27 protein-coding genes are annotated in these 23,019 nt (G+C 60.1%); 15 read left to right on the top strand and 12 right to left on the bottom strand.

All coding sequences use genetic code 11. From position 1 onward, the window contains the following. The first annotated feature begins 14 nt into the window (after positions 1–14). The 5 genes from EN949_RS06185 (at position 15) to EN949_RS06165 (ending at position 3,706) form a co-directional block, all read left to right on the top strand. The gene (locus EN949_RS06185; RefSeq protein WP_013531512.1) at positions 15–731 is read left to right on the top strand and encodes a Bax inhibitor-1/YccA family protein; all 717 of its coding nucleotides are present in this window, start codon (positions 15–17) and stop codon (positions 729–731) included. A 175-nt stretch (positions 732–906) separates the two neighbouring features. Then, positions 907–1,812: an aldose 1-epimerase family protein gene (locus EN949_RS06180; protein ID WP_127365788.1), complete on the top strand. Its 906-nt coding sequence runs from the start codon at positions 907–909 to the stop codon at positions 1,810–1,812. After that, complete coding sequence (locus EN949_RS06175; RefSeq protein WP_027163485.1) at positions 1,802–2,272, top strand: hypothetical protein; 471 nt, start codon at positions 1,802–1,804, stop codon at positions 2,270–2,272. Before EN949_RS06180 ends, EN949_RS06175 begins: the two co-directional genes overlap by 11 nt. A gap of 50 nt (positions 2,273–2,322) precedes the next feature. Further along, positions 2,323–2,985: a glutathione S-transferase family protein gene (locus tag EN949_RS06170; protein WP_024505208.1), complete on the top strand. Its 663-nt coding sequence runs from the start codon at positions 2,323–2,325 to the stop codon at positions 2,983–2,985. Between the two features lie 64 nt (positions 2,986–3,049). After that, positions 3,050–3,706, top strand: coding sequence for a DUF1629 domain-containing protein (locus EN949_RS06165; protein ID WP_127365789.1), 657 nt, complete (start codon positions 3,050–3,052; stop codon positions 3,704–3,706). A gap of 2 nt (positions 3,707–3,708) precedes the next feature. Here the strand turns inward: EN949_RS06165 and EN949_RS06160 are convergent, their stop codons facing one another. Continuing rightward, positions 3,709–4,620: an agmatinase gene (locus EN949_RS06160; RefSeq protein ID WP_127365790.1), complete on the bottom strand. Its 912-nt coding sequence runs from the start codon at positions 4,618–4,620 to the stop codon at positions 3,709–3,711. A gap of 375 nt (positions 4,621–4,995) precedes the next feature. Between EN949_RS06160 and EN949_RS06155 the strand changes: the two genes are divergently transcribed. Then, a complete protein-coding gene (locus EN949_RS06155) occupies positions 4,996–5,805 on the top strand; it encodes a nucleotidyltransferase family protein (protein WP_063168036.1) in 810 nt (269 codons plus the stop codon). Then, positions 5,798–6,547 carry a metallophosphoesterase gene (locus tag EN949_RS06150; protein WP_013531519.1) on the top strand — a complete coding sequence of 250 codons (750 nt, stop codon included), beginning with the start codon at positions 5,798–5,800 and terminating at the stop codon, positions 6,545–6,547. The genes EN949_RS06155 and EN949_RS06150 overlap by 8 nt, the downstream gene beginning before the upstream one ends. Before the next feature lie 39 nt (positions 6,548–6,586). On the opposite strand, the gene EN949_RS06145 is transcribed toward EN949_RS06150, so the two are convergent. From EN949_RS06145 to EN949_RS06130, 3 genes are all read right to left on the bottom strand, one after another. After that, complete coding sequence (locus EN949_RS06145) at positions 6,587–6,772, bottom strand: hypothetical protein (RefSeq protein WP_013531520.1); 186 nt, start codon at positions 6,770–6,772, stop codon at positions 6,587–6,589. 402 nt (positions 6,773–7,174) lie between these two features. Next, positions 7,175–8,365, bottom strand: a complete 1,191-nt coding sequence (locus tag EN949_RS06135) for an NADH-quinone oxidoreductase subunit D (protein ID WP_013531522.1) — start codon at positions 8,363–8,365, stop codon at positions 7,175–7,177. 55 nt (positions 8,366–8,420) lie between these two features. Then, the gene (locus EN949_RS06130; RefSeq protein WP_013531523.1) at positions 8,421–8,816 is read right to left on the bottom strand and encodes a hypothetical protein; all 396 of its coding nucleotides are present in this window, start codon (positions 8,814–8,816) and stop codon (positions 8,421–8,423) included. Positions 8,817–9,067: 251 nt separating this feature from the next. Here EN949_RS06130 and EN949_RS06125 point away from each other — a divergent pair, with 251 nt between their 5' ends. Together EN949_RS06125 and EN949_RS06120 are read left to right on the top strand one after the other, a co-directional pair. After that, on the top strand, positions 9,068–9,295 hold the full coding sequence (locus tag EN949_RS06125) for a hypothetical protein (RefSeq protein WP_013531524.1): 228 nt from the start codon (positions 9,068–9,070) through the stop codon (positions 9,293–9,295). Between the two features lie 131 nt (positions 9,296–9,426). Next, complete coding sequence (locus EN949_RS06120) at positions 9,427–9,585, top strand: hypothetical protein (RefSeq protein WP_013531525.1); 159 nt, start codon at positions 9,427–9,429, stop codon at positions 9,583–9,585. Between the two features lie 55 nt (positions 9,586–9,640). Here the strand turns inward: EN949_RS06120 and EN949_RS06115 are convergent, their stop codons facing one another. Then, complete coding sequence (locus EN949_RS06115) at positions 9,641–11,548, bottom strand: DUF4396 domain-containing protein (RefSeq protein WP_127365927.1); 1,908 nt, start codon at positions 11,546–11,548, stop codon at positions 9,641–9,643. Between the two features lie 192 nt (positions 11,549–11,740). Here EN949_RS06115 and EN949_RS06110 point away from each other — a divergent pair, with 192 nt between their 5' ends. Next, the gene (locus EN949_RS06110; protein WP_013531527.1) at positions 11,741–12,169 is read left to right on the top strand and encodes a hypothetical protein; all 429 of its coding nucleotides are present in this window, start codon (positions 11,741–11,743) and stop codon (positions 12,167–12,169) included. Between the two features lie 348 nt (positions 12,170–12,517). On the opposite strand, the gene EN949_RS06100 is transcribed toward EN949_RS06110, so the two are convergent. From EN949_RS06100 to EN949_RS06090, 3 genes are all read right to left on the bottom strand, one after another. Continuing rightward, positions 12,518–12,988 carry a YbhB/YbcL family Raf kinase inhibitor-like protein gene (locus EN949_RS06100; RefSeq protein WP_013531529.1) on the bottom strand — a complete coding sequence of 157 codons (471 nt, stop codon included), beginning with the start codon at positions 12,986–12,988 and terminating at the stop codon, positions 12,518–12,520. A 47-nt stretch (positions 12,989–13,035) separates the two neighbouring features. Beyond that, on the bottom strand, positions 13,036–13,242 hold the full coding sequence (locus tag EN949_RS06095; RefSeq protein WP_013531530.1) for a hypothetical protein: 207 nt from the start codon (positions 13,240–13,242) through the stop codon (positions 13,036–13,038). Positions 13,243–13,339: 97 nt separating this feature from the next. Continuing rightward, entirely contained in the window at positions 13,340–15,331 is a 1,992-nt protein-coding gene (locus EN949_RS06090) for a protein-L-isoaspartate(D-aspartate) O-methyltransferase (RefSeq protein ID WP_127371652.1), read from the bottom strand. Positions 15,332–15,595: 264 nt separating this feature from the next. On the opposite strand from EN949_RS06090, the gene EN949_RS06085 reads away from it, so the two are divergent. From EN949_RS06085 to EN949_RS06070, 4 genes are all read left to right on the top strand, one after another. After that, positions 15,596–18,007, top strand: a complete 2,412-nt coding sequence (locus tag EN949_RS06085; protein ID WP_063168032.1) for a phosphoketolase family protein — start codon at positions 15,596–15,598, stop codon at positions 18,005–18,007. Further along, positions 18,004–19,182, top strand: a complete 1,179-nt coding sequence (locus tag EN949_RS06080) for an acetate/propionate family kinase (protein WP_127365925.1) — start codon at positions 18,004–18,006, stop codon at positions 19,180–19,182. The genes EN949_RS06085 and EN949_RS06080 overlap by 4 nt, the downstream gene beginning before the upstream one ends. 207 nt (positions 19,183–19,389) lie before the next feature. Then, positions 19,390–19,629 carry a hypothetical protein gene (locus EN949_RS06075; RefSeq protein ID WP_013531534.1) on the top strand — a complete coding sequence of 80 codons (240 nt, stop codon included), beginning with the start codon at positions 19,390–19,392 and terminating at the stop codon, positions 19,627–19,629. 91 nt (positions 19,630–19,720) lie between these two features. Then, complete coding sequence (locus tag EN949_RS06070; protein WP_063168031.1) at positions 19,721–19,933, top strand: hypothetical protein; 213 nt, start codon at positions 19,721–19,723, stop codon at positions 19,931–19,933. Positions 19,934–19,990: 57 nt separating this feature from the next. On the opposite strand, the gene EN949_RS06065 is transcribed toward EN949_RS06070, so the two are convergent. The 4 genes from EN949_RS06065 to EN949_RS06050 form a co-directional block, all read right to left on the bottom strand. Continuing rightward, the gene (locus EN949_RS06065) at positions 19,991–20,155 is read right to left on the bottom strand and encodes a hypothetical protein (RefSeq protein ID WP_127365924.1); all 165 of its coding nucleotides are present in this window, start codon (positions 20,153–20,155) and stop codon (positions 19,991–19,993) included. A gap of 163 nt (positions 20,156–20,318) precedes the next feature. Beyond that, positions 20,319–20,519, bottom strand: coding sequence for a KTSC domain-containing protein (locus tag EN949_RS06060; RefSeq protein WP_013531537.1), 201 nt, complete (start codon positions 20,517–20,519; stop codon positions 20,319–20,321). A gap of 80 nt (positions 20,520–20,599) precedes the next feature. Beyond that, positions 20,600–21,034, bottom strand: a complete 435-nt coding sequence (locus tag EN949_RS06055) for a GFA family protein (protein WP_013531538.1) — start codon at positions 21,032–21,034, stop codon at positions 20,600–20,602. Positions 21,035–21,107: 73 nt separating this feature from the next. Then, positions 21,108–21,407, bottom strand: a complete 300-nt coding sequence (locus EN949_RS06050) for a PRC-barrel domain-containing protein (protein WP_013531539.1) — start codon at positions 21,405–21,407, stop codon at positions 21,108–21,110. Between the two features lie 571 nt (positions 21,408–21,978). Here EN949_RS06050 and EN949_RS06040 point away from each other — a divergent pair. After that, positions 21,979–22,728 (top strand): Crp/Fnr family transcriptional regulator, encoded by a 750-nt coding sequence (locus EN949_RS06040; protein ID WP_127366455.1) that lies wholly within the window; start codon positions 21,979–21,981, stop codon positions 22,726–22,728. The last annotated feature ends 291 nt before the right edge of the window (positions 22,729–23,019 follow it).

Raw genomic sequence — 23,019 nt, 5'->3', positions numbered from 1 at the left:
AAAGGAGAACGCAAATGAACACCCCCAATCTGGGATATCGCGTCGCCGCCGGCGCCCAAACCGGAGCCGTCTTCGACGAGGGCCTGCGCCAGCATATGCTGCGCGTCTACAACTACATGGGTGTCGGCCTGGTGGTCACCGGCCTCGTCGCCTTCATGATCTCATCGACGCCGGCGCTCTACGTGCCGATCTTCTCCAGCCCGCTGAAATGGGTGGTGATGCTGGCACCGCTCGCCTTCGTCATGCTGTTCTCGTTCAAGATGCAGACCATGTCCGCGGCGAATGCCCAGGCGATGTTCTGGGCCTTCTGCGCGGTCATGGGCCTCTCGCTCGCCTCGGTGTTTCTGGTGTTCACCGGAACCAGCATCGCGCGCACCTTCTTCATCGCAGCCACCATGTTCGGCGCCACCAGCCTGTACGGCTACACGACAAAGCGCGACCTGACCCAGTTCTCGTCGTTCCTGATCATGGGCCTGATCGGCGTGGTGATCGCCAGCATCGTCAACATCTTCCTCGGCTCGACCGCGCTGCAGTTCGCCATCTCGGTGATCGGCATCGCCGTGTTCATCGGCCTGACCGCCTGGGACACGCAGACGATCAAGGAACAGTATGCCGAGAATTTCGACGCGGAATCGCGCCAGAAACTTGCCGTCTTCGGCGCCTTCTCGCTCTATCTGAACTTCATCAACATCTTCCAGCTGCTGCTGAATTTCACCGGCGAACGCGAATAACGACTATCCGCTGTGGGCAAGAGCGAGGGTTATTGCTCTTGATGCGGAGAGGTGGCCGGAGGGAGATCCTCCGGCCACAATTCGTTCCTGCAGAACCTGGCTGCACCTTGAGTCCCGAAGCGCTTTTGCTAGTCTGCCCACCGCGCCGGCCTTCAACAACGACCCGCGAGGAAATGTGGCACAGGACAGCCAAACGCTTCATGGCGACGGTATCTCGGCGACCATCGTTGCGCAGGGCGCCGAACTGATTTCGCTGCAAGATGCGCACGGATTCGAATTCCTGTGGCAGGCGGGGCCGGAATGGCGGCGTCACTCGCCGGTGCTGTTCCCGATCGTAGGGCGGCTGGCGGGCGATCATCTGCGCCATCGCGGCCGGACCTATCCAATGACGCAGCACGGGTTCGCGCGCGACAAGCCGTTTGCCTGGGCGCGGAAGGGGCCGCGATCCTGCACGCTGGTGCTTGCCGACGACGCCGACACCCGGGCGCGCTATCCGTTCGCCTTTCGGCTTGAAGTGACCTACACGCTGGTCCGCCAGCAGCTTGATGTGACTTTCGACATCACCAACACCGGCGATGAGCCGCTGCCGGCATCGATCGGGGCGCACCCGGCATTCAATTGGCCCTTGCAGCCGGATCTGGCCAAGACGGATTACCGGCTGATCTTTGCCGACGATGAACCGGCGCCGATCCGCCGCCTTAAGGACGGACTGCTGCTGAAAACGCCGCAGCCGACGCCTGTCGAAGGCAACATACTCCCGCTCTCCGAGCGGTTGTTCGACGAGGACGCGGTGATTATAGACCAGCCCGCCAGCTCCAGCGTGCGTTATGCCGCCGAGCGTGGCCCGGCGATCGAGATGTCCTGGCAAGGGGTTCGGGAGTTGGGCGTCTGGTCAAAGCCGGGCGGCGCGCCGTTCCTGTGCATCGAACCCTGGCACGGCCTTGCAAGCCCGGTGGATTTCGATGGTGATTTTGTCGACAAACCAGGCCTGATGCTGATCGCGCCGGGTGCAAGTCGCGTGATGAGCTATCGGGTACGTCTGCTGCCAACAGCCAATTGGAGTGCGCTCAGTGAATTCTGAAACGATCGAGATCTACCATCCACGTGGTGTTTCAAATTTGGGCCAATGGGACATTGGTGGTCTCAAGCTCAAAGTCTATGGTCTCGTCGCAGACAACAAAAAGATCGACGAACCCATGGCGACTCTGGCGCAGTCATTCGTGCGACAGGAGGTTCTGCCGCGTGTGGCGGACGAGGGTGACGAGAATGGCATGGGCTTTGTGATCATTCATCCTGGTGAGCTCGGTGTGTCCATCTTAGCTCACTGGTGGATACAGGGTTCGGTGCTTTGTCAGCACATCTATCGGAAGCTGTATTCCGCAACCGAACCGATGGACACGGTTAAGAGACCTGTTATTGCCTGTGTTTGGGAATTGGCTCTGATGAATGCCGAGCAGGAAGCTTGGCGAAAAACGATGATGAAAGGCGAGCCCAATCCATTGGGATACATGGGCGCTTGGGCTGACTTCGAAGCTGCATAGAGGCTGCTCATGATCGACTATTGCGTGGTCGCCCAGATCGTCGGTGCCCAATGAAGCTGTACTTCAGCCGCAATCCCAATCCTCGATTGGCGGTCGCGGTCGCACGCTATCTCGAAACGAAACTGGACTTCGAATTCGCCTCGCCATTCGCTGCCGGGCAAATGGAGAAATTTCGCCGGTTAAATCCCAACCTCTCACTGCCCATCCTTGTGGATGATGAGGGAAAGAGCCTCTGGGAGGCAGACGCCATAGCCTGCAGGCTGTCGCGCCACGCGCATTCGGATTTCTGGCGCACCGGCGATGACGAACCCGAGATGATCCGGTGGCTCAGCTGGGGCAAGGAGCACTTCGCACTCGCTTGCGACACGGTGCATTTCGAACGTGGGACGAAACAGCGGTACGGCATCGGCCCGATCGATCAGAAGCGGGTGGAGGAGGGCCTGAACCAATTCCATACGGCTGCGGCAATACTCGACGCCGTGCTTGCCGAGCGGCAGTGGCTGGTCGGCAATTCGGTTTCCTATGCCGATTTTCGAATGGCGACCTTCCTACCGTTCAACGACGCCGCCAGACTGCCGCTCGACGATTATCCCTCTGTCAGCCGCTGGTACCGTCGACTTGAAGACATCGACGCCTGGCGTGACCCTTTCAAAGGGATGGATGCACCCGAATTGCCGCCGGTGCCGCAAATGGCCGTCGCGGACCAGCGGTGAGAACGCGCGCGAAGAGCAGCGCAGCAGGCCGAACCTACCAAGGCGATGATGTGCGGGGGACCGGATGAACATCTATGTCCTGAGCGTGATCGAAGGACAGGAATGGGTCCTTCCTCGGCAGGCGGACGACTACCAGCTGTTTTCGACGCTCTGCGGCCGGAAGCAGACACAATGGCATCCGCCCAGGATGGAGATCCTGCGCGAACACGACGACGGTACGCTCCGGCAATATTCAGATTTTCCATGGCTTGGCGAGCATGTGCTCATCCTGCGGGCGAAGGCGTCGAAATTGCTTCGGCCAACCCTCGAACCGTACGGTGAATTCCTGCCGCTTCCTGCTGACGAGCCAATATCGCTCTTCAATGTCACCACCGTGATCGATGCGCTGGACGAGGAACGTTCAAAGATCGTTCGCTTTGACGATGGCGGCGTCATGGTGATCGAAAGCCTCGTCCTTCGAGCGGACGCAATCGGCGGTACCGAGATATTCAAGCTGCCCGAGCGTGCCGACGGGGTGCGAATATCCGATATTTATCTGCAGGAGACGATCGTACGCCGGATCGGGGAGCTTGGGCTCAAGGGCATTGCTTTCAACCTGGTCTGGAGCGACGAGCCGGTCGGACGAGGCAGGATCGAATACCCAGGTATCAAAAAGGGCATTTCAACCGCAAGCTCGCTCACGCGCTTTTGGGCCGCTCTGCGGCGAAGAGCGGGATTTTGACATCAAACCTGCCGGACGACGGTGCCGACCACATTGACGAGAAGGCGCGCGGCGGTCAGCGCTGACAGGCCGTCAATATCGGCCGGAGGATAGAACTCGACAAGGTCGAACCCTGCGATCCTGGCCCGCCTGCCGAGGCCGGCGATCAGGTCGATTACCTGCGTGTAGGTGAGACCGCCGGGTGTACGCGCCGCCACGCCCGGCATGATGCTTGGATCAAGGCTGTCGCAGTCGAGGGTGACGACGACCCGCGCGCCTTCCGGAATATGCCGGAGCGCGGCTTCGACGCCCTGGGCATGAACCTCGCGGGCGGTCACGAAGCGGCTGCCATAGCGCCGGGCTGCTTCGATTTCGGTGATGCGCGCGCTGCCGACGCTGCGCAGACCGACCTGCACCATGCCGGCGACATGCGGCATCTCGCTTGCCCTGCGCATCGGGCTCGAATAGCCGTGGCGTTCGCCATGAACCTCGTCGCGCCAGTCTATATGGGCGTCGATCTGCAGGACCCAGACCGGCCCGTGCTCTGCAAAGCCGGCGAGGAAGGGAATGGTCATGGAACAGTCGCCGCCGATCAGGATCGGCACAGCCGGCAACGTCAGGATCTCGCGCGTTTTTGCCTCGATCCTGGCCCGGTTGCCGGCATTGTCATGCATCGTGGTCAAGATATCGCCGGCGTCGACGCAAGAGTCCGGCTTGCCGTCGAACAGCGGGCCGCCAAGATCGAAATCCCAGTGCTCGACGAACGCGGCATCGTCTTGGCTGGCAGCACGGATGGCGTTGGCGGCCAAGGCATAGCCGCTGCTGTCCTTGCCGGGATAGGTGCTGCCGTGACCGGCCCCGAAGATCACCGCACGAGGCACGCGGCTATCTGCAAGACGGTCGGGAAAGCCGAGAAAGGGAGGCGAGGGGGTCATGCCTTGATGGTCCTGATGATGGCTTGGCGCACGCCGATCGGGGTGCGGTTAGATCAAGCGCCTCGGCTTCAGCTTTGTACCCGATTGGGTAAGCCCAATAAACTCTAAAACGATCGAGATCGAGCACCCACGGGGTGTTTCAAATTTGGGCCAATGGGACATTGGCGGCGGCATGGGCCGATTCCGAGGCGACATAGAGACTTGCGCGCCGGCGATGACGTTGGGCCGGGCTTGGATCGGCAGGCGCGATCCCGAAATTTCCAGTACGTGACGAGAATGAACCTTTGGCTGGCCGCCCGGTAGCGGAACCAGGCGGGGTTCACGTTGTTACCACAGCGGGCGACTGCCGGTTGCCGGATTCGGAGTCATCGTTTCATGACCAATGGCCCATTGCCTGAAAACGTTCTGGTCTCGCTTCCCATGATTGACGCAAAGGCGGCGCCGACGCTCAAAAATGCCGAGGCGGAGGTATTTTATACCGAAGCAATCCGCGAGCTTGCCGCCACCGACATTCCCTTTCTGGTCGCCGGGACCTACGCGGTAAGCGCCTATACGGGTGTCACCCGCCAGACCAAGGACCTCGATATCTTCTGCAAGGCAGGCGACTACGCGCGGATCCTCGCCCATTTCAAGCAGCTTGGATATGCCGTCGAAATCGAGGACGACCGGTGGCTCGGCAAGGTGTTCAAGGGCACGCATTTCTTCGACGTCATCTTCGGCTCGGCCAACGGCACGGTGCCTGTTGGCGACCTGTGGCTGGAACACGCCCGCCAAACCGAGCTGTTGGGCAGCAGGGTGCGGATCATCGGCCCGACCGAACTCATCTGGTCCAAATGCTTTATCCAGGACAGAGGGCGACACGACGGCGCCGATATCGCTCATACGATTCTCAAGGCGGGCGATCAGATCGATTGGCACCGGCTGCTTTCTTATCTGGAGGTTCATTGGGAGGTTCTGTTGATGCAGCTTATCAATTTCAGATGGATCTATCCGAGCGAGCGGGATCATATCCCGGCGTGGTTGCTCGATGAATTGCTCGACCGCCTCGCCAAGCAACGGCAATTGCCGTCTCCAAGGATGAAGATCTGCCGTGGGCGGCTGCTTTCGCAAACCGACTACGAGATCGACGTCAAGGAATGGGGCTTCGCCGGCGTCGGTGGTGTGGGAGAATTCCGTGATGGCTGATCCCGTCAAGAGCAGCGCGCCCAAGGACGGCGCACGCGCGCTCAAAGTTGCCGCGGTCGGGGATCTCCATGTGCGGGAAGATGCACAAAACTCGTATCGAGACCTCTTCGGCGAGATATCGAGCGAAGCGGACATTCTCGTTCTCACGGGAGATCTGACCAATCTCGGCAAGCCTCGTGAAGCGGAGATGCTGGCCGAGGATCTGCGCAACTGCTCGATCCCGGTTGTGGCGGTGCTCGGCAACCATGACTACGAGTCCGGTGCGGTGGAAGACGTCACGAAGATCCTGCGGCAGGCGCATGTTCACCTCCTCGACGGGCAGACAGTCGAAATCGAGGAGGTCGGTTTTGTCGGCGTGAAGGGATTCATAGGCGGCTTCGGGTCACGCATGCTCGGCTCATTCGGGGAACCGGCGATCAAGACAATGGTCGCGGAAAGCGTGAACGAGGCAATGCGACTTGAAAATGCGATGCGCCAGGTGCGGGCCAAGCGCACGCTGGTGATCCTTCACTACGCGCCGATTGCCGACACCGTCGCGGGAGAACCGCTGGAAATATTTCCGTTTCTGGGCTCTTCACGTCTGGCCGAAACGATCGATCGATTCCAGGTCAGTGCTGTCGTGCACGGTCATGCACATCGCGGTTCTTACGAAGGCCAAACGCCTGGCGGAGCCAAGGTCTACAACGTCGCCATGCATGTGGCCAAGCCTGGCGGCCGCCCCTACGCCTTGCTGGAAATCTGATGCCAACGGCTTGCGCCGTCGATGCCCATTGGCCTGGACTCAGTTGGTGGCGTTGATCGACCTCGCCAACTCTTCCAGCTTGCGGGGATCGTTGCCGTGACGGCGCACCAGTTCGCGTGCCTGCCTTGACGGCAAATCGGTCGTGGCGGCCAGCTGTCGCACCTGCTGATCGTCGATGGCGACCTGCGGCAATGTATGGTCGATATCTCCTGACTTGTCCTTCATCACGCTTCTCCTTGGTCGATTTCGACGACAACGGCTCGAAAATCCGACCGGTTCCGAACGATCTGCAACTTTTGCGCCGGCATCCGTGGGCGGACCAACGTGCGCCTGCCTTGAGGGCGCAACGATCTCGATGGCTGGATTCTGCCAGGAACCATGCCACGGCGGACGAGTTGTTCCGACTGAACGGAGATAGTTAGATGCCACAGCCAAGACAGCCAGACCCAAATCGCGATATGCCCGTGCCGCCTCCAACATGGAAGCCGGAGCCGATCGAGGAACCCGAACCGGAAACGCTTCCGGACGAGACTCCGCTGCCCAACCCCGACGAGAATGAAGAGCCTCCCGTCCACGCATGAGACGGGAGTTTCTGCATCGCGGGGCAAGCGCGCAACCTCCCGAGGACTAACGATCTATCTCGCCAAACACGATGTCGAGCGACCCGATGATCGCGGCAACGTCGGCGATCATGTGCCCTCGAGACAGGAAATCCATCGCCTGCAGATGGGCGAAAGATGGCGCACGTATTTTGCACCGGTAAGGGACGTTGCCCCCGTCAGAAACCAGATAAACGCCGAATTCTCCCTTTGGCGCTTCAACCGCGGCGTAGACTTCTCCCGCCGGCACGCGATGCCCCTCGGTATAAAGTTTGAAATGCTGGATGGTCGCTTCCATAGAGCGTTTCATCGTGGCGCGCCGCGGCGGCGTGATCTTCTGGTTCGGAATCGCGACCGGCCCCTGGCCTTCGGGTGACCGCAGTTTTTCCAGGCATTGCTTCATGATCCGCACCGACTGGCGCATCTCCTCCATACGGACGAGATAACGGTCATAGCAGTCTCCGTTCTTGCCGACGGGGATGTCGAAATCCATGTCAGGGTAACATTCGTATGGCTGTGCCTTGCGCAAATCCCATGCCGCGCCCGATCCGCGTACCATCACGCCGGAAAACCCCCAGCGCCAGGCATCATCCAGCCCGATCACACCAACATCGACATTGCGCTGCTTGAAGATGCGGCTGCCGGTGAGCAGATCGTCGAGGTTGTCACAGACTTTGAGGAACGGATCGCAGAAAGCCCAGATGTCGTCGAGAAGCTTCGCAGGCAAATCCTGGTGCACGCCGCCGATTCTGAAGTAATTCGCATGCATGCGAGCGCCGGAGGCGCGCTCGTAAAAGACCATCAGCTTCTCGCGCTCCGCAAATCCCCAAAGCGGCGGCGTCAGGGCGCCGATATCCATGGCCTGGGTCGTGACATTGAGGAGATGCGACAGAAGCCGGCCAATTTCGCAAAAAAGAACACGGACAAGCTGCCCACGCTTTGGAACTGTTATGTCGAGCAGTTTTTCGGCGGCGAGGCAGAACGCATGCTCCTGGTTCATCGGCGCGACATAGTCGAGCCGATCGAAATAGGGCAGCGCTTGCAAATAGTTCTTGTGCTCTATGAGTTTTTCGGTGCCTCGATGGAGCAAGCCAATATGCGGATCGGCACGCTCGACGATCTCGCCGTCCAGTTCGAGCACCAACCGAAGAACACCATGGGCAGAGGGATGCTGTGGCCCGAAATTGATGGTGAAGTTGCGAACGGCGGCTTCGACCATTGCTGCTCTCCGCGACTGCATTTCGTCGATTCAGTGATGCGTATGGTTCGATGCCTCAAGTCGTCGTCTGAATGATCAGCGTCAGCGTGCCATCGCCATCTATGTTTGCAGCGACAACCTGCGAGGAATTGAGCCCATTCGCTCTCAAAGCCGACGTCGCCTGAGGTGAGGCATCGACGGAGCTTTGCAGGCGAAGCAAATCTTCGGCGCTGGTCTGGTTAATCACGGCATCGGCCTGCGCCTTGATTTCGTCCGGCAAATCCTCGACGGCGACAATGGCGACGCCGGTGAAATTCAAACCGGCAGAGCCTGGATCGGGCGGCGCCAGCTCCGGCTGCGCTTCGCCCTGCGGTGGCGTCACCTGGGGAAGCTGCGGTCCGATAGTTTGGGCGTAGACGGGCTGAATGGTGACCGCCCCGGAAAGCGCGACAGCTATCGTCAACATGCGCATGGTCGCTCCTTGCATTCTTCGAGGGAGATTTTGAAGAAACCCCCATGCTGAGCGATGGTTCCGCAAGGCCGGTCCCACCGGGCGATTTCGCCCCAACTCACCCCAGAGAGACGCCGAAAACCCTGGCCAAGGCGTTCGTCACACGGCTGTCTCCAACCGGTCGGGCAGCTCCGTACGGAATCGTACCATCGATTGATCTGCACCTTGGACAGGATCAAAATGAAGCTGAGGTGACCATGGGAGGGAGCCGCATGAGCATCGCCAGATGGGCAATAAGACCTGTCGGTACCGCCAAGGCGTTTCTGGCAGAAGAGCTTCGAAGTGCGCGATACGGCGACATCGTTTCGGTCAAAGCGGCGATAGAGGCCGCTCGCAGGGACGCGCCTTATTTGCAGGATACAGATGATGAATTGATGGAGACGATCATCGAGCTGGCACGGGAACTGGGTCTGGCCGTCCTTTTTGACTCTCGCGATTGACCGATGAGCCATGGTCGATGCGATTTGGTACGAAATCGACAATTGGCTCATGGTCGAAAATGCGCAATCATTGGGAAATGGGACGACGGCTGGACGACAAACTCGATTGCAAGGCTTGTGGGACCATCCAAATGGACATTCCCGACGACGCCAACGAGTCGACGCCAATTCATTGCAGCAATTGCGGCGCCTTTCTCGGCGAATGGGGTGAATTGCAGGATGATTTCTACCGCCAGGCTCGCGGTACCGAAGCTTTCGACTTGCGCAACGGAACCATTATCAAGAAGTAGCGCGCAACAATGCGCCCCCGGATGACACAGGTAAATCCACAGGGGGGTGGCAGATCTAACCGACGTCGATCACGACCATCAGCCCGCCGCCGCCCTTTTCCTCGACATTGTTGTTCGTCGTGTGATGCGGGATGTGGCAATGGATGAGCCACTTGCCGGGACGCCGTGCCTTCCAGACGACGTCATAGCGCTGTCCTGGCCCGACATTGATCGTATCCGCCAGAAAGCGCGCCGAGGGAGGAAGCGTCTCACCGTCACGAGCGACGACCTCGAAGGGTCCGCCATGGATATGCATGGGATGGACGAAGCCATTATTGGTGCCGATGAAACGCACCTTCAGCGTCTCGCCCACCTTCATGGGGATGGCGTCGGTTGCGGGATAGGCCTTGCCGTTGATGGTGAAGAAGTTCGGCATACCGCCTTCCATCGGCATCGAAGGGTAGGTCAGTCCATCGCGCACCAGCCATTCCTGAAGTTCGATCACATAGTCGTGGTCAGCCTGAACCTCGTCGGCGGGATTGGCAGGGTCGATGATCAGCGCCCCATAGAGCCCCAGCGCCTGGGTACGGTCCGGCTTGGCATGCGGATGATAGAAATAGGTCCCGTGCTGGGTCGCGGTGAATTCGTAGGAATAGGATTGCCCAGGCTCGATCGGCGGCTGGGTGATCTCGGCGGGCCCATCCATCTGGTTCGGCAGGATCATGCCGTGCCAATGCACCGTGGTCTCCTCAGGCAGGCCGTTGGTGACGTCGATGCGAACCTTATCGCCCTGGCGAATGTGGATGCGCGGACCGGGGATCTGGCCGTTGTAGGCATAGGCGTCGACCGCGACATTGGGCAGGATCTGCCAGCGGACCACTGAGGGCCTGAGGTCGAACACCTTGACGCCGTTCTCCAGGCGGAATGGCAGTTCCTGGTCGCCTTTGGCGGCAAGGCCATAGGATGCCGTGACGCGATGCGGATCGGTTGCAGCCATGTCACGCATGGCTTCCGCCGGCGTGTCGCGGCCCATGATCATGCCTTGCGGCATGATCGCCCCGCCGACGTCACGTGCTGAAAGCGTCAGGTTCAGCCAGTTCGCCGGTGCGGCCATGCCAATCGCCAGCGCCAGCACCGAGACCATGCCGAGGGCTGCTATCTGCGGCGTCGTGGCGTCCGTCTCCATCTGATGGCCGCTGCGTTTGGGTTTGTGGGATGTGTTGGCGTGGCCTTGTCGTCGATCATCGCCGGCGCGGGCATGATGCGTAGCGTGCTGTTGCTGGGCGGTCGGCTCTCGACTGTTCATTTCGGCCGCCTGCGGGCGCTGCGTCATCAACCCGTGCTTCAGTCCGCGGGCGACCAGCCAGACATTGGCGGGATAAGCAAGTGTGAAGCCGGCAATGACGCCGATCGACATCACGCCCCAGAACAAGAGCTCGGTCGGCTCCATCGCGCGCATGTCGCGCCCCATCATCAGGAAGCTCATGACGGGCGCCATGCCGGCCATCATGAAATTCATCGAGATGAACTCGGGCAGGAAGCTCTTGCGCACATTCTCCCAGTAGGTGCCGCCCATCATCGATTTCATGAACAGCGACTGGAAGATGAACAGGCCGAAGGCGAAACCCGCCAGATATTCGACGATGAGGTCGAGCCACATCGGCAGGCCAAGCGTTGCCGTGATGACCGCCGCGAGAATGATGCCGGTTGCATCGCCGGCAACGCAGTGGATGGTCGAACCGACGCCTTGCTTCCATAGCGGCCTAGTGAAGTCTTCATGCTCGCCCGGTCGTGGCTCCTTGTCTGCAAGCACATAAAGCAGCAGCCCCAATGGACCCATATAGAGGGTCACCAGGATGAAACCCCATTTCATCACCACCGGTTCGGGATTGTTGCGGTATTGATCGAAGCCGACATAGAGCGTCGAGGCGGCGGCAAGAGCGAACCAGACGGCAAGGAAATAGTCGATTGGCTGGATGAACATGGATGCATCCCGTCGCGGATCAGCGGTTTGTCACAAGCAGCCCCCGCCAATGAACGCAGAACGTGTGTTTATGATCCCGCCGGCCCAATCCGGTTGTGTCGAATTCTCCAGCCTAGCGCTCTTGTCGAAGCATTACGGCGCGGTAATTCCCTTGAAGGCGTGGGCGCTTCGCTGCCTCAACAGGAGCTGGCCATGAAACATCAAACACTCGACCAACTGCATGCCGTCGCCAAGATTGAATCGTCGGCTGCATATTCCGCAATGACACGAAATCAGCGCATAGAGCGCTGGGCTGAACTGCTGGAGCGTAATCCCGAGCGATGCCTTGGCGCGTTTGCAGGCACCGAACATCTGCACCCCGAAGCACGTGCAATGATGCGGGGCGAGGGAACCGCAATTTCGGTTGCTTTCGAAGATCCAGTGCTGCGCGCATCGGGTTTGAAAGACGATACCTACGGCGAGGCAAAGCGCTTTTTCGAGCTGAACGACTGGCAGTTGCACGACATCGTCTGCGATTGCCACGTCGGTTCAACCATGAAAGCGCGCTGGGCTGCGACGCGAGTCCGCTCAGCCGTCAGCGGCAGGTTCTTTGCGTGGTTGCGGCAAAGGATAATGCGCTGACCCAGTTGGGGATCGTCGTCGCCCGCTGCGGCTTACGATCCCCTGTCTTGCCAATTGGATGTCTTGCCGATTGGATGTCTTCCGATCGGATATCTTGCGATGCGGATCAACGCTTGTCCTGGTATAGCCGGTCGGTCGCCCGGTCGCTTTCCCTTCGTTCAGCGGGCCCACGCCGGCGGCGTGCGATAACTGCATAGGCCAACAGCACGATCAGCAACAATGGGCCGCCGGCAACGACGACCAACCACATGATATCTCCAAACATGGCGGCATCTCCTTTCCCAGACAACCGGCAAGGAGGAGAACCGTTCCGCGCAGCAGCAGGGTAATGCCACCTCGGTCATCAACTTACGGATTGCGTTCGTAGGTTCCGATGAGTTCTGCCTGCTCGAGCGAGTGTTTCTGCGCCTCCCGCCAGATGCGCTCGACGCCTGCGCTGGCCGGAATGGCAAGGCTCGGCGTGTCGAGCGCGGCCAGCCGGAAATGGTAATGGTGGACGCCATGTCCGACCGGGGGTTCAGGGCCGTCGTAATAGGCGTTGCCAAAATCATTTGTTGCTTGCCTAAGGGCACCGGGACCTGGCTTGCCGCTTTCCGCCTCGGGAAGTTCCCTTGTCTCCGCGGAGATGTTGAATACCGCCCAATGACCAAACGTTCCGCTCGGCGCATCAGGATCCTGAACGACGAGAACGAGGCTTTTGGCGTCGTCCGGTACTCCAGACCATTTCAGCGGCGGCGATACGTTTTTGCCGTCTCGTGTATATCTTTCGGGAATTGGTCCGCCTTCGGCAAAGGCGGCGCTGCTGAGGGCAAGTGGCATGGTTCACTCCTTCCGGGGAAGTTGATCGCAGCGATGCCAACGGCATGCTATTTGTTGGTCCGCATCTTTTGTCTTGGATCGATCCCGCCAGCAGCGGTCGTGTCGTTCTCGACATCGCCTTCGACCGTGTTCTCGCCTTCAAGCTCGAACTCTTCGCCTTCCTTGATCGTTCCCTTGGAAGTCCCGATACCAGGATTGTTCGCCAAGTCGGCATCGCTCGGTTTTTTCCATTTCGGATGTTTGGTTCCGGTCATGAGAAAACTCCTTCGACGGGATTTCAGTTTAAAAATGCAAGCCAGATGGGCCGTCCGGTTCCAGGGCTCTGCTTCATCGGCTCGCCGCGCGCGCCGGTTAGAGCCCGAATGGATAGGTGTCGGGAACGCCGGGTCTTGCATGCTCCGGGCCAAGCGGCGTCACTGCCGCGGTTTTGTCGAACCATAGGAACGCGTCGAACTGCTGGGGCAGGGAAGCGTCCGCATAGTGGCTGCCCAGCTCGGTTTCCGGCCGGTAGATTACCCCGATGAATCGCTCCAGCCTGCGTTCCAGCAGCCGCTCACGCAGCGTCTTGTCGCGCCCGAGGTCGAGCAGGAACCGCGACACAAGAGAATCGTGGCAAAGCCGTTCGTAGCTGTCGGCGTGCGACGCGCGAACCTGCTTCACCTCCATTTCGCCATCCCAGTCGCTTGCGGCCGCTACAGTGCCGGAATGCGTGCCCATGCCGATTAGCGCTGCCTCATCGCCGAAACGCTGCCGGCAGAGCTGACCGATGTTCAGTTCGTCCCTGACGACACCCATCTCGGTAAAGCGGGCATCGCCGATATGGGAATTGTGCGCCCACACCACCGCCTTGGAGTTGGGGCCGCCGGCGTCCAACAAATGTTCCAAGGTCTCGAACATGTGGGTGTCGCGCAGGTTCCAGGACTCCGCACCGCCATAGTACATGATCCGGTAGTAGTGTTCGGCGGACGCGATCAGCCGGGCATTCTGACTGGCGTCGAGAAAGTCGGTTCCGTCCTGTTTTGCATAATCGAGTTGTCTGGCGAGCAAGTCCCGGCATTGTTCCAGCACGGCTTTCTCGCATTTTTTATAGCCGGCGGTGAGCACCGCACGGCCGTAGGTAGACGGTTCGTGTTGCCAGGGCGTCAGGCAACCATACCGTTCGCGTGCAATCTTGGCTGCCTGGGGATCGACCCGGTCGAGATAGTCGAGGACCGCGCCTATGGACCCGCTCATATTGTAGATGTCCAGGCCGTAGAACCCTGCTTGCTCCGAAGGTTCTAGCTTCTCGTTGCGACGGCGCATCCAGTCGGAGAAGGCCGCGACATCGGTGTTGCGCCACATCCACGTCGGAAACCGCTGGAATGGCGCACCGGCGCCTGTTCGCGGCCGACGATGGCGAACGTAGCGGTCGATCGCCGCCGCATCGGGCCAGTCCGCCTCGACCGCGACGATGGTGAAGCCGTGCCGTTCGACGAGCCTGCGGGTGATCGCCGCGCGCGCCCTGTAGAACTCGGACGTGCCATGGCTTGCCTCGCCAAGCAGAACGACGCGCCGGTCGGCGAACCGGTCGAACAATGCGCCGAAGGCCGGATCGTCGAAATCGGGCAGCGGTTCAGCCGCGGCCGCGATCATATCGGGCAGGCTGATCGGATGCGGATGTCGAAGTGGACGACCGACCTTGGTGACGGTGCCGTTTTCCGACCAACCCTGCTCGCCGATGAGAGGGACGAAGCGCACGCCGCCGAAATCCTCCTCGCTGTAGGTTGCGGCACCTGTCCGGGTGACTTTGAGCAGGCGTTGCAAATCGGGGTCGTCGCCGACCGGAATGACGAGCCTGCCGCCGACATCGAGTTGCTCCTGAAGGGCGAGCGGTGCGCCGGGACCGCTGGCTGTCACCACGATGGCATCGAACGGCGCCGCCTGCGGCCAGCCCTTGGTGCCATCGCCTGTCCGGACCTCGATGTTTCGATAGCCGAGTTTTTCAAACCGCCGTTTCGCCGTTTCTGCCAAACCGGGATGACGCTCTATGGTGTAGACCTGTTCGACGATCCGGCTCATCACCGCGGCGGCGTAACCCGAGCCGGTGCCGATTTCGAGCACGTGGTCACCCGGTTTGACGTCCGCCATTTCGATCATGAATGCGACGATGTAGGGTTGCGATATGGTCTGGCCGTCGGCGATCGGCAGCGGCGTGTCTTCATAAGCAAATTCCTCGAAACCGGGTTCTACGAAGGCCTCGCGTGGAACTTCGCGCATCGCCTGCAGAATTTCACGGTCATGGATGCCACGCCGGCCGACGTGGATATTGACCATTCGATCACGGGCACGAGGAAGATCGAGCATTTTTTAGCTCCCTTTGGTGCAACGCTTCGAGGTTGTCCTTCGCGGTAGCTGCCTTGAACCTGGCCTTCGCGATTCCAGTTTCTAACCGCTGGAGGACTTCAAGGTTCCCGCCTATTTGCGGACAGAGCCGCTCGCTCCACCGGGATAGCGACCGGTCTCTTGGCCGCTCGGGTCGCGACACTGTCCCGGACGGCGGCAGTCGGGGGTTGCTCAAGCGCAAAGATGCCCCAGTTATCACCAGCGAACCGAAAGCTGGAGATGTCGATGAACGACAAGGCTGCCGCGACGCCGCAGGCTATCGGCCACGAACGGATCGACCTCATGGACCGTTACTGGCGCGCCGCGAATTACATCTCGGTCGGCCAGATCTATCTGCTCGACAATCCGCTGTTGCGCGAACCGTTGAAGGCCGAGCACGTCAAGCCTCGGTTGCTTGGCCATTGGGGCACGACGCCGGGCCTGAATTTTCTCTACCTGCATCTGAACCGCGTTATCCGCGAACGCGACTTCGATGTTCTGTTTATCTGCGGCCCGGGCCATGGCGGTCCCGCAATGGTCGCCAACACATGGCTCGAGGGCACCTATAGCGAGATCTATCCCGATATCGGGCAGGGCGAAGACGGCCTCAGGAAACTGTTCCGGCAGTTTTCCTTTCCCGGTGGCGTGCCAAGCCATGCCGCGCCCGAGACGCCAGGCTCCATCCATGAGGGCGGCGAATTGGGATATGCATTGGTTCATGCCTTCGGTGCGGCCTTCGACAATCCGGGTCTGGTGGTTGCCTGCGTCGTTGGTGACGGCGAAGCCGAGACCGGTCCGCTGGCGGCGGCATGGCATTCCAACAAGTTCCTGAACCCAGCGTCGGACGGCGCCGTCCTGCCGATCCTGCATCTCAACGGCTACAAGATCGCCAATCCGACGATCCTCGGCCGCATGGACGATCAGGAATTGCGAGACCTTTTCGCCGGCTATGGCTACGAACCGTTCTTCGTCGAAGGCCACGAGCCGCTTGCCATGCACCGGTCCATGGCCGCGACGCTCGACACGGTGCTCGATCGCATCCGTTCCATTCAGGAGCAGGCACGGGCTCCGGGATGGCATGGTCAACGCCCGAAATGGCCGATGATCGTGCTGCGCAGCCCCAAGGGATGGACCGGGCCGAAGGAAGTCGATGGCGAAAAAGTCGAGGGTTTCTGGCGCTCGCATCAAGTGCCGGTATCGAACGCTCGAGGGAATGAGGAGCACCGCAAGATCCTCGAAAACTGGATGCGAAGCTACGAACCGGGAGAGCTGTTCGACGAAAGCGGGCACCTGTTGCCGGAGCTTGCGGCACTTGCCCCGACAGGGACAAGGCGCATGGGCGCAAGCCCGTACGCAAATGGCGGCCTGCTGAAGCGCGATCTGATGCTTCCAGATTGGAAAAGCCTGGCCCTGGAAGTGCCGCGTCCAGGTGGCGTCATTGCCGAGGCGACGCGGATTTGCGGAAGCTATCTTCGCGAGGTGTTCCGCCTCAATGCCGAGGCGCGAAACTTCCGCCTGATGGGGCCGGACGAGACATCCTCCAACCGCCTCGACGACGTGTTCGAGGTCACCGATCGGATCTGGATGGAGCGCATCGAGCCCTATGACGTCCATCTTTCCCGTGATGGTCGCGTCATGGAAGTGCTGAGCGAGCATCTCTGCCAGGGCTGGCTTGAAGGCTATCTGCTCACCGGCCGCCATGGCCTGTTTTCATGCTATGAGGCCTTCATTCATATCGTCGATTCGATGGTCAACCAGCATGCCAAATGGCTGAAGACCTCCGGCGAGCTCGCTTGGCGCAAGCCGATCGCCTCGCTCAATTACCTTTTGACCTCGCATGTCTGGCGGCAGGATCACAATGGTTTCAGCCATCAGGATCCGGGCTTTGCCGATCTGGTCGCCAACAAGAAGGCCGACACGGTAAGGCTCTATTTCCCGCCGGACGCCAACACCCTGTTGTGGATCACCGATCATTGCCTGAGAACCTATAACCGCATCAATGTCATCACCGCCGGCAAGCAGCCGGGACCGCAATGGCTGTCCATTGAAGAAGCCGGAGCGCATTGCAAAGCTGGAGCGGGCATCTGGGAATGGGCCGGCACGGTTGCTCAGCACGAGGAGCCCGATGTGGTCATGGCCTGCGCCGGCGATGTGCCGACCCTGGAAACACTGGCCGCGACAGACATTCTGCGCTCCGCGATCCCCGACCTGAAAATCCGCGTCGTCAATGTTGTCGATCTGATGACATTGCAGTCGAACACGGAGCATCCGCACGGCCTGCCCGACGGGGACTTCGACGCGTTGTTCACGAAAACACGGCCCGTCATCTTCGCCTATCACGGCTATCCCTATCTCATTCATCGCCTGACATACCGCCGCGCCAACCATGACAACATGCATGTGCATGGCTTCCGCGAGGAGGGCACCACGACGACGCCATTCGACATGGTGGTGCTCAATGAACTCGACCGCTACCATCTCGCGCTCGCCGCCATCGAACGCGTGCCGGGACTGGCCGAAAGGGCCGAAGGGCTTGCCGGCGAACTCCACGGCAGGTTGGCGAAGCACAAGGCCTATGTGCGCGAGCACGGCGAAGACATGCCCGAAATCCAGAAATGGAGCTGGCCCGACAAAGCCGCGACAAAGGGGCGCCAATGACGCGTCGGTCGATCCTGGCGCTGAATGCCGGCTCGTCCAGCATCAAGTTCGCGCTTTACGATCTTGTCTCATCACGGGATATGCAACTCGTTTCACGCGGCACGCTGGACCTGGGCGACAAACCCACACTGCGCGCAAAAGCGGCCGACGGAACGGTGCAGTGCGATCGTCCGCTCACCGCCGACAAGCGGCGTGACGCGGCCATAGGCGAGATGCTGAATTGGGTGCAGGGCGAAATTGGGGAAAGAAACCTGATCTGCGCCGGCCATCGCATCGTGCATGGCGGAAGCGAGTTCATCGAACCTGTCCGTCTGACCCCAGACATCATCGACGCCATCGACAAACTTACGCCGCTTGCTCCGCTGCATCAGCCTCGCAGTCTCGCGCCCGTCCGTGCAATAGCCGCCTTGCAACCGGACCTGCCACAGGTTGGCTGTTTCGACACCGCTTTCCACCAGACGATCGATCCGCTCGTGCGGCGCTTTGCCCTTCCGCGCCAGTATGAAGAGCAAGGCTTGCGCCGCTACGGGTTCCACGGTCTCTCCTATGAATACATCGCCGGGCGGCTCAGCGAGATATCGCCAATTTTCGCGGCGAAACACACGATCGTCGCCCATCTCGGCAATGGGGCAAGTCTTTGCGCCCTGCACGGGGGCAAAAGCATCGATACCACGATGGGTTTTTCGGCCCTGGATGGCCTCGTCATGGGCACGCGGTGCGGCGCCATCGATCCCGGCGTGCTGTTGTATTTCCTGCTGGAAAGAGGCATCGCGGCGGAAGAACTGCAGGCGATGCTCTACGAGAAGTCGGGCCTGCTCGGCGTATCCGGTATTTCCGGCGACATGAGGACGCTCGAAGCGAGCAATGATCCTCGCGCGCAAGAGGCGATGGCGCTTTTCGCCTTTCGCGCCGCGAGAGAGGCCGCGGCGCTTGCAAACACGATGGGTGGCCTTGAATGCCTGGTGTTCACCGCCGGCATCGGCGAACGGTCCGCGACCATCCGCAAGGCCATATGCGAAAAATTGACCTGGCTTGGCGTGGTGCTTGAAGATCGCGCCAACAACACCCACGCCGAGATCCTCAGTCGTCCCGAGAGCAAGGTGGAAGTACGCGTGATTGCGACCGATGAGGAAAGTGTCGTTGCACGTCACAGCCGCATGGTGATGCAAGCCTGAACGCTCGCCTCGGCATCGGAAAATCGGCTGTCGGTTCGGCCCGATGAAAGCCCGGGCAAGGGTATTCCCTGTACGAAAATTACCAAGCAAGCGGTCGGGGGAACCAACTGCCCATAGAAATATTGTGCGAGCAATCCCGGCTAACCCCGAGATCGTCGGCCGATGATCAGGCCGACAGCCTTACTTCCGGCATTGGCTGAGGAATCCATGTTTACGGACGACGTTGCGGTGAGGCGCCTGAAAATCCTGGTCGAGCAATATGTCGAGACACGCAAGAAACGCCACGATGTGATCTCTACCGCCAAGGCCGGGACCGCAATTCGAGAGGTGATGCCAAGTTGCCCGCTTTCCGGAAAGGCCTTCGATGATCTGATAGCGGCCTGCGCCATCGAGCATGGCCTCGCTGTGCTCTTCGACAATCCGGGGACATCAGGCACTGAAGTCTGAGGCTGGCGCTTCCGATGCTACCGTCGCGATGAGCAGGAGTTCAGTCGGCATGTCCAGGTACTTTTTCGACCTTCGAGATGAGAGCGGAAGCTTGCAGGAGGATCCCGAGGGCCAGGAATTTTCTGATCTCGCGAGCGCTGAGGAAAACGCGATGGCGTCGGCGAAGGAAATCCTTGCCGAAGAGCTGCTGCATGGCAGGCCGCTGCGTACCGGATTGACCTTCGAGATTTTTGACGAGAACCGCAACCTGGTGCTGCGCTTTCCTTTTGCGCTCGCGGCCGAAAAGGCCGGGGCACCCCCTTAATCCCGAATTGCCTGGCCGATCACCTGCAGGGGCCATACAGGTCGCCTCATGCGGATCCTATCCTTCCGCCTTGAAGTTTCTGGCTTCCTTCTCGACCTTGGGGTTGTCCTTGCCATGCTTTTGCATGAGCTCCCTGGCCTGCTTGGGTGAGACGTCGGTGGTCTCTGCCAAGCGCAATGCCTTCTTGTCCTTGCTTTCGGTCTTCTGCTTCTTGGCCGTCATGGCTCTTGAACTCCCTTGAAGCCTTTTCCGATCGATCTTGCCGGTGCGAACACCTGAGCATGTCCAGATGAACACTGTCGTTGCCTGGCTTGCTTCGATGACGAGACGTCAACGAGACGATGCCGGTCAGGTTCCGTGCATCGCCTGCTCATGTCCAAACTTGTCACGCCACGCGGCGGTACCGATGGCGGTCGCGGATGAACTCATTGAAGAAGCGGCCTTTTGAGGAAGCTTTGGTGAAAGCGGCATAAGTTGCCGGTGCAACATCCTCATATTCGTAGCGTCTGCCGCTCGGCACAAACCAGACCGACAGGATCCTGGTGGCGGGATCGTATTGCGCATTTCGGATCACGGTCGATGGCATGGTCGCACCCGACAGGTCTGCCCGAATAACCCGTTAGCGATCGTCAGGTTCCGCCGATATCCTGGCGTCACGCACCGCGACTACCGGTCGCGCGGGTTGCCGAACTTCGGGTCGCGCTTCCTTGAATATCGGTCGATGCGTGGCAGGCTGTCATCAAACTCGATCCACGGCAGCCTCAGGTCCCAATAGGCATGGGCTTGCGGCCGAAACCCTTCAGGGTTGTCAAAGAAGCCGATCGTCACATAGAACTCGTCCGGCAGGCCTTCGTCGCTATAGCCTATCGAGCTTCCACAGTCTGGGCAGAACGTGCGGGTGACGCCTGGCGTTTGGGAAAAGGCCTTCGGCGTCCCTCTAAGGAGCTGAAATTGCTTCGGCCGGTAACCAACCCAGATCGTCAGCGGACTTCCGATGGCCCGGCGGCAATCGTCGTCGTGATCGTAGCATATCCAGAAAGGCTCTCCGTCCAGGGCTGCGGCGATCCCTCCGCAGAAGCAGGCTCCGGTTTCGCGCCGCATCGTCTGTCCACCCTGTTGCGCCTAAGAGAGAGCGGCCGAGTGGCCGCTCCCGTTCAAGGTGAAGTCCTTGAAATCATGCATCGTGATGCTCGGGCATGCTCTTGAGCTGATCCTTGGTCCAGTTCGTCACCGCGTGAACGTCGCCGTCTTCATCGCGCATGAATTCCAACTGGCTTGCGGGAACGGCCACCGGCTTGGCGCCAATGCCGAGAAAGCCGCCGACATCGATGACGACCTGACTGGCGGCTCCTGAGCCGTGCACATGCGAAACGCTGCCGACTTTGTTGTCGTCTGCGTCGTAAATCGTGGCGTCTTCGAGAATGTCTGGTGTCAGTTCGGTGCTTGTGAGGCGTACGTGGTTGGTGTGATCCATCTTTCGAGACTCCTGTTGGGTGGAATATTTGAACCTCTCAGCCGAGCAATCGTTCCGAACAATTCCGGGGGCGACGGACGGACGACGCAAGGACGCTAGAAGCCTCAACTCAGCCTCCGTCCGAATTGACTCGCAAAGCTCCGTACGGAAGCGTACAAAAGGAAATCGTCAGCAGCACAGTTGGGGCGCTGACGCTTGGGAGTGACCATCGCTCTTGCCCATCACGAGGCATGGTGTTGCACGGCGAAGGAGCCCGAGCACCCCGGTCTGCCAGTGGGCGCGATGACCGCGCTGGCGCGGGATACAGGCGCCACTGAACAACAGATACGCGAAATCATATCGCTCCTCGGGTTCGATCGCGCCTCTATTCTGCGGGAGGCTCGTTTGCTGGCGAAAGATAGTCAGCCAACAAGGCCTTCGAGTCTTCAGCAGTAACTGTCGGTTTCATACCAACGCGCCCGCCCGTCTAGTGCTGCGCGAGACGAAGTCTATGGTTCGTTACCGTCCGCTCGTTCGACGGGCGCGGCCGGCTAAGAGATCCCAGTGCTCTTGCCCAAGGGAAAAGAGTCTCGTGGATTACCAGACACTGCAAGCCAAGAGCGAATTGCTTCGCCGGATGAGCGCGGACGATTTCGCGCGGCTACGTCCGCATCTGGCGAGTGTTTTTCTTGAGTTGCGCGCGCCGCTGGAGACCGCGGGGCAGAAGATCGAAGCCGTCTATTTTCTGGAAAGCGGGCTGGCCTCGGTAGTGGCGAGGACTTCGCCTGCGACCGAAGCCGAAGTCGGAATCATCGGGTTCGAAGGAATGACCGGTTCGGCCCTGGTCATGGGGGACGACCAGGCCAACTTTGATTGTTACGTCCAGTCGACATGCGAGGCTCTCCGGATAGAGGCTGTCCCCTTCGTCGAAGCCCTGGAGGACAGCCCTACATTGCGGTCGTTCCTGTTGCGCTATGTCCAATATTTCCATGTTCAGACAAGCTATACGGCATCGATCAACGCGCGGCAGAGCCTGGAAGTTCGACTGGCAAGATGGCTTTTGATGTGCAGCGACCGCACTGTCGGCGACAGGCTTATGATAACCCATGAATTTCTGTCCATCATGCTTGGTGTGAGGCGTCCGGGGGTTACCGTCGGCCTCCAGATGATCGAAAGTTACGGTTATATCCGAGCGCGCCGCGGAGAGATTACGATCCGCGATCGAGACGGTCTCATGACGTTGGCGCAAGATTCTTACGGTCCACCCGAAACCCAGTACCGCCGGCTGGTCGGAGATTTGGGCTCGAAGCATCCCGCGAGGCAGGAGCGGCCTCTCGTTTGAGCGCGCCGGGCCAACAGAGGCTTCTCCGCCAGAGCCGCCAGCGGACATTTCGAGTGGCCGGCGCGATGATGCCGGTGAGACACCGTTGCCTAAACCCGCGCCGGCCACTGCGGCATGTTTTGGGGATGCCGCGTTGCCAATCTAGTTGCCGATAAGCAACTGGCAACGAAAGCTCACGGTTTGGTAAGAACCGTACGTACATGCACGCAACTCCCTCGGTCGCGTTCAAGGCATGCTCGCGAAATCCTGAGTTGAATACAGTCCCTCGATAAAGTCCGGATTGGTAGGCCC

Source organism: Mesorhizobium sp. M7A.F.Ca.US.007.01.2.1, assembly GCF_003998165.1.
Lineage (GTDB): Bacteria > Pseudomonadota > Alphaproteobacteria > Rhizobiales > Rhizobiaceae > Mesorhizobium > Mesorhizobium ciceri.
Note: the sequence above shows the minus strand (reverse complement) of the source record. Positions and strands in the feature narration are given on the sequence as shown.

Excerpts from the sequence above, each read along its gene's own strand:
- EN949_RS06055 (WP_013531538.1), bottom strand. The coding sequence starts at position 21,034 with ATGCGGCGCGAAACCGGAGCCTGCTTCTGCGGAGGGATCGCCGCAGCC.
- EN949_RS06100 (WP_013531529.1), bottom strand. The coding sequence starts at position 12,988 with ATGCCACTTGCCCTCAGCAGCGCCGCCTTTGCCGAAGGCGGACCAATT.
- EN949_RS06120 (WP_013531525.1), top strand. The coding sequence starts at position 9,427 with ATGGACATTCCCGACGACGCCAACGAGTCGACGCCAATTCATTGCAGC.
- EN949_RS06115 (WP_127365927.1), bottom strand. The coding sequence starts at position 11,548 with ATGTTCATCCAGCCAATCGACTATTTCCTTGCCGTCTGGTTCGCTCTT.
- EN949_RS06145 (WP_013531520.1), bottom strand. The coding sequence starts at position 6,772 with ATGAAGGACAAGTCAGGAGATATCGACCATACATTGCCGCAGGTCGCC.
- EN949_RS06155 (WP_063168036.1), top strand. The coding sequence starts at position 4,996 with ATGACCAATGGCCCATTGCCTGAAAACGTTCTGGTCTCGCTTCCCATG.
- EN949_RS06170 (WP_024505208.1), top strand. The coding sequence starts at position 2,323 with ATGAAGCTGTACTTCAGCCGCAATCCCAATCCTCGATTGGCGGTCGCG.
- EN949_RS06065 (WP_127365924.1), bottom strand. The coding sequence starts at position 20,155 with ATGACGGCCAAGAAGCAGAAGACCGAAAGCAAGGACAAGAAGGCATTG.
- EN949_RS06150 (WP_013531519.1), top strand. The coding sequence starts at position 5,798 with ATGGCTGATCCCGTCAAGAGCAGCGCGCCCAAGGACGGCGCACGCGCG.
- EN949_RS06090 (WP_127371652.1), bottom strand. The coding sequence starts at position 15,331 with ATGCTCGATCTTCCTCGTGCCCGTGATCGAATGGTCAATATCCACGTC.
- EN949_RS06130 (WP_013531523.1), bottom strand. The coding sequence starts at position 8,816 with ATGCGCATGTTGACGATAGCTGTCGCGCTTTCCGGGGCGGTCACCATT.
- EN949_RS06075 (WP_013531534.1), top strand. The coding sequence starts at position 19,390 with ATGTTTACGGACGACGTTGCGGTGAGGCGCCTGAAAATCCTGGTCGAG.
- EN949_RS06110 (WP_013531527.1), top strand. The coding sequence starts at position 11,741 with ATGAAACATCAAACACTCGACCAACTGCATGCCGTCGCCAAGATTGAA.
- EN949_RS06085 (WP_063168032.1), top strand. The coding sequence starts at position 15,596 with ATGAACGACAAGGCTGCCGCGACGCCGCAGGCTATCGGCCACGAACGG.
- EN949_RS06050 (WP_013531539.1), bottom strand. The coding sequence starts at position 21,407 with ATGGATCACACCAACCACGTACGCCTCACAAGCACCGAACTGACACCA.
- EN949_RS06165 (WP_127365789.1), top strand. The coding sequence starts at position 3,050 with ATGAACATCTATGTCCTGAGCGTGATCGAAGGACAGGAATGGGTCCTT.
- EN949_RS06060 (WP_013531537.1), bottom strand. The coding sequence starts at position 20,519 with ATGCCATCGACCGTGATCCGAAATGCGCAATACGATCCCGCCACCAGG.
- EN949_RS06095 (WP_013531530.1), bottom strand. The coding sequence starts at position 13,242 with ATGACCGGAACCAAACATCCGAAATGGAAAAAACCGAGCGATGCCGAC.
- EN949_RS06135 (WP_013531522.1), bottom strand. The coding sequence starts at position 8,365 with ATGGTCGAAGCCGCCGTTCGCAACTTCACCATCAATTTCGGGCCACAG.
- EN949_RS06125 (WP_013531524.1), top strand. The coding sequence starts at position 9,068 with ATGAGCATCGCCAGATGGGCAATAAGACCTGTCGGTACCGCCAAGGCG.
- EN949_RS06185 (WP_013531512.1), top strand. The coding sequence starts at position 15 with ATGAACACCCCCAATCTGGGATATCGCGTCGCCGCCGGCGCCCAAACC.
- EN949_RS06080 (WP_127365925.1), top strand. The coding sequence starts at position 18,004 with ATGACGCGTCGGTCGATCCTGGCGCTGAATGCCGGCTCGTCCAGCATC.
- EN949_RS06160 (WP_127365790.1), bottom strand. The coding sequence starts at position 4,620 with ATGACCCCCTCGCCTCCCTTTCTCGGCTTTCCCGACCGTCTTGCAGAT.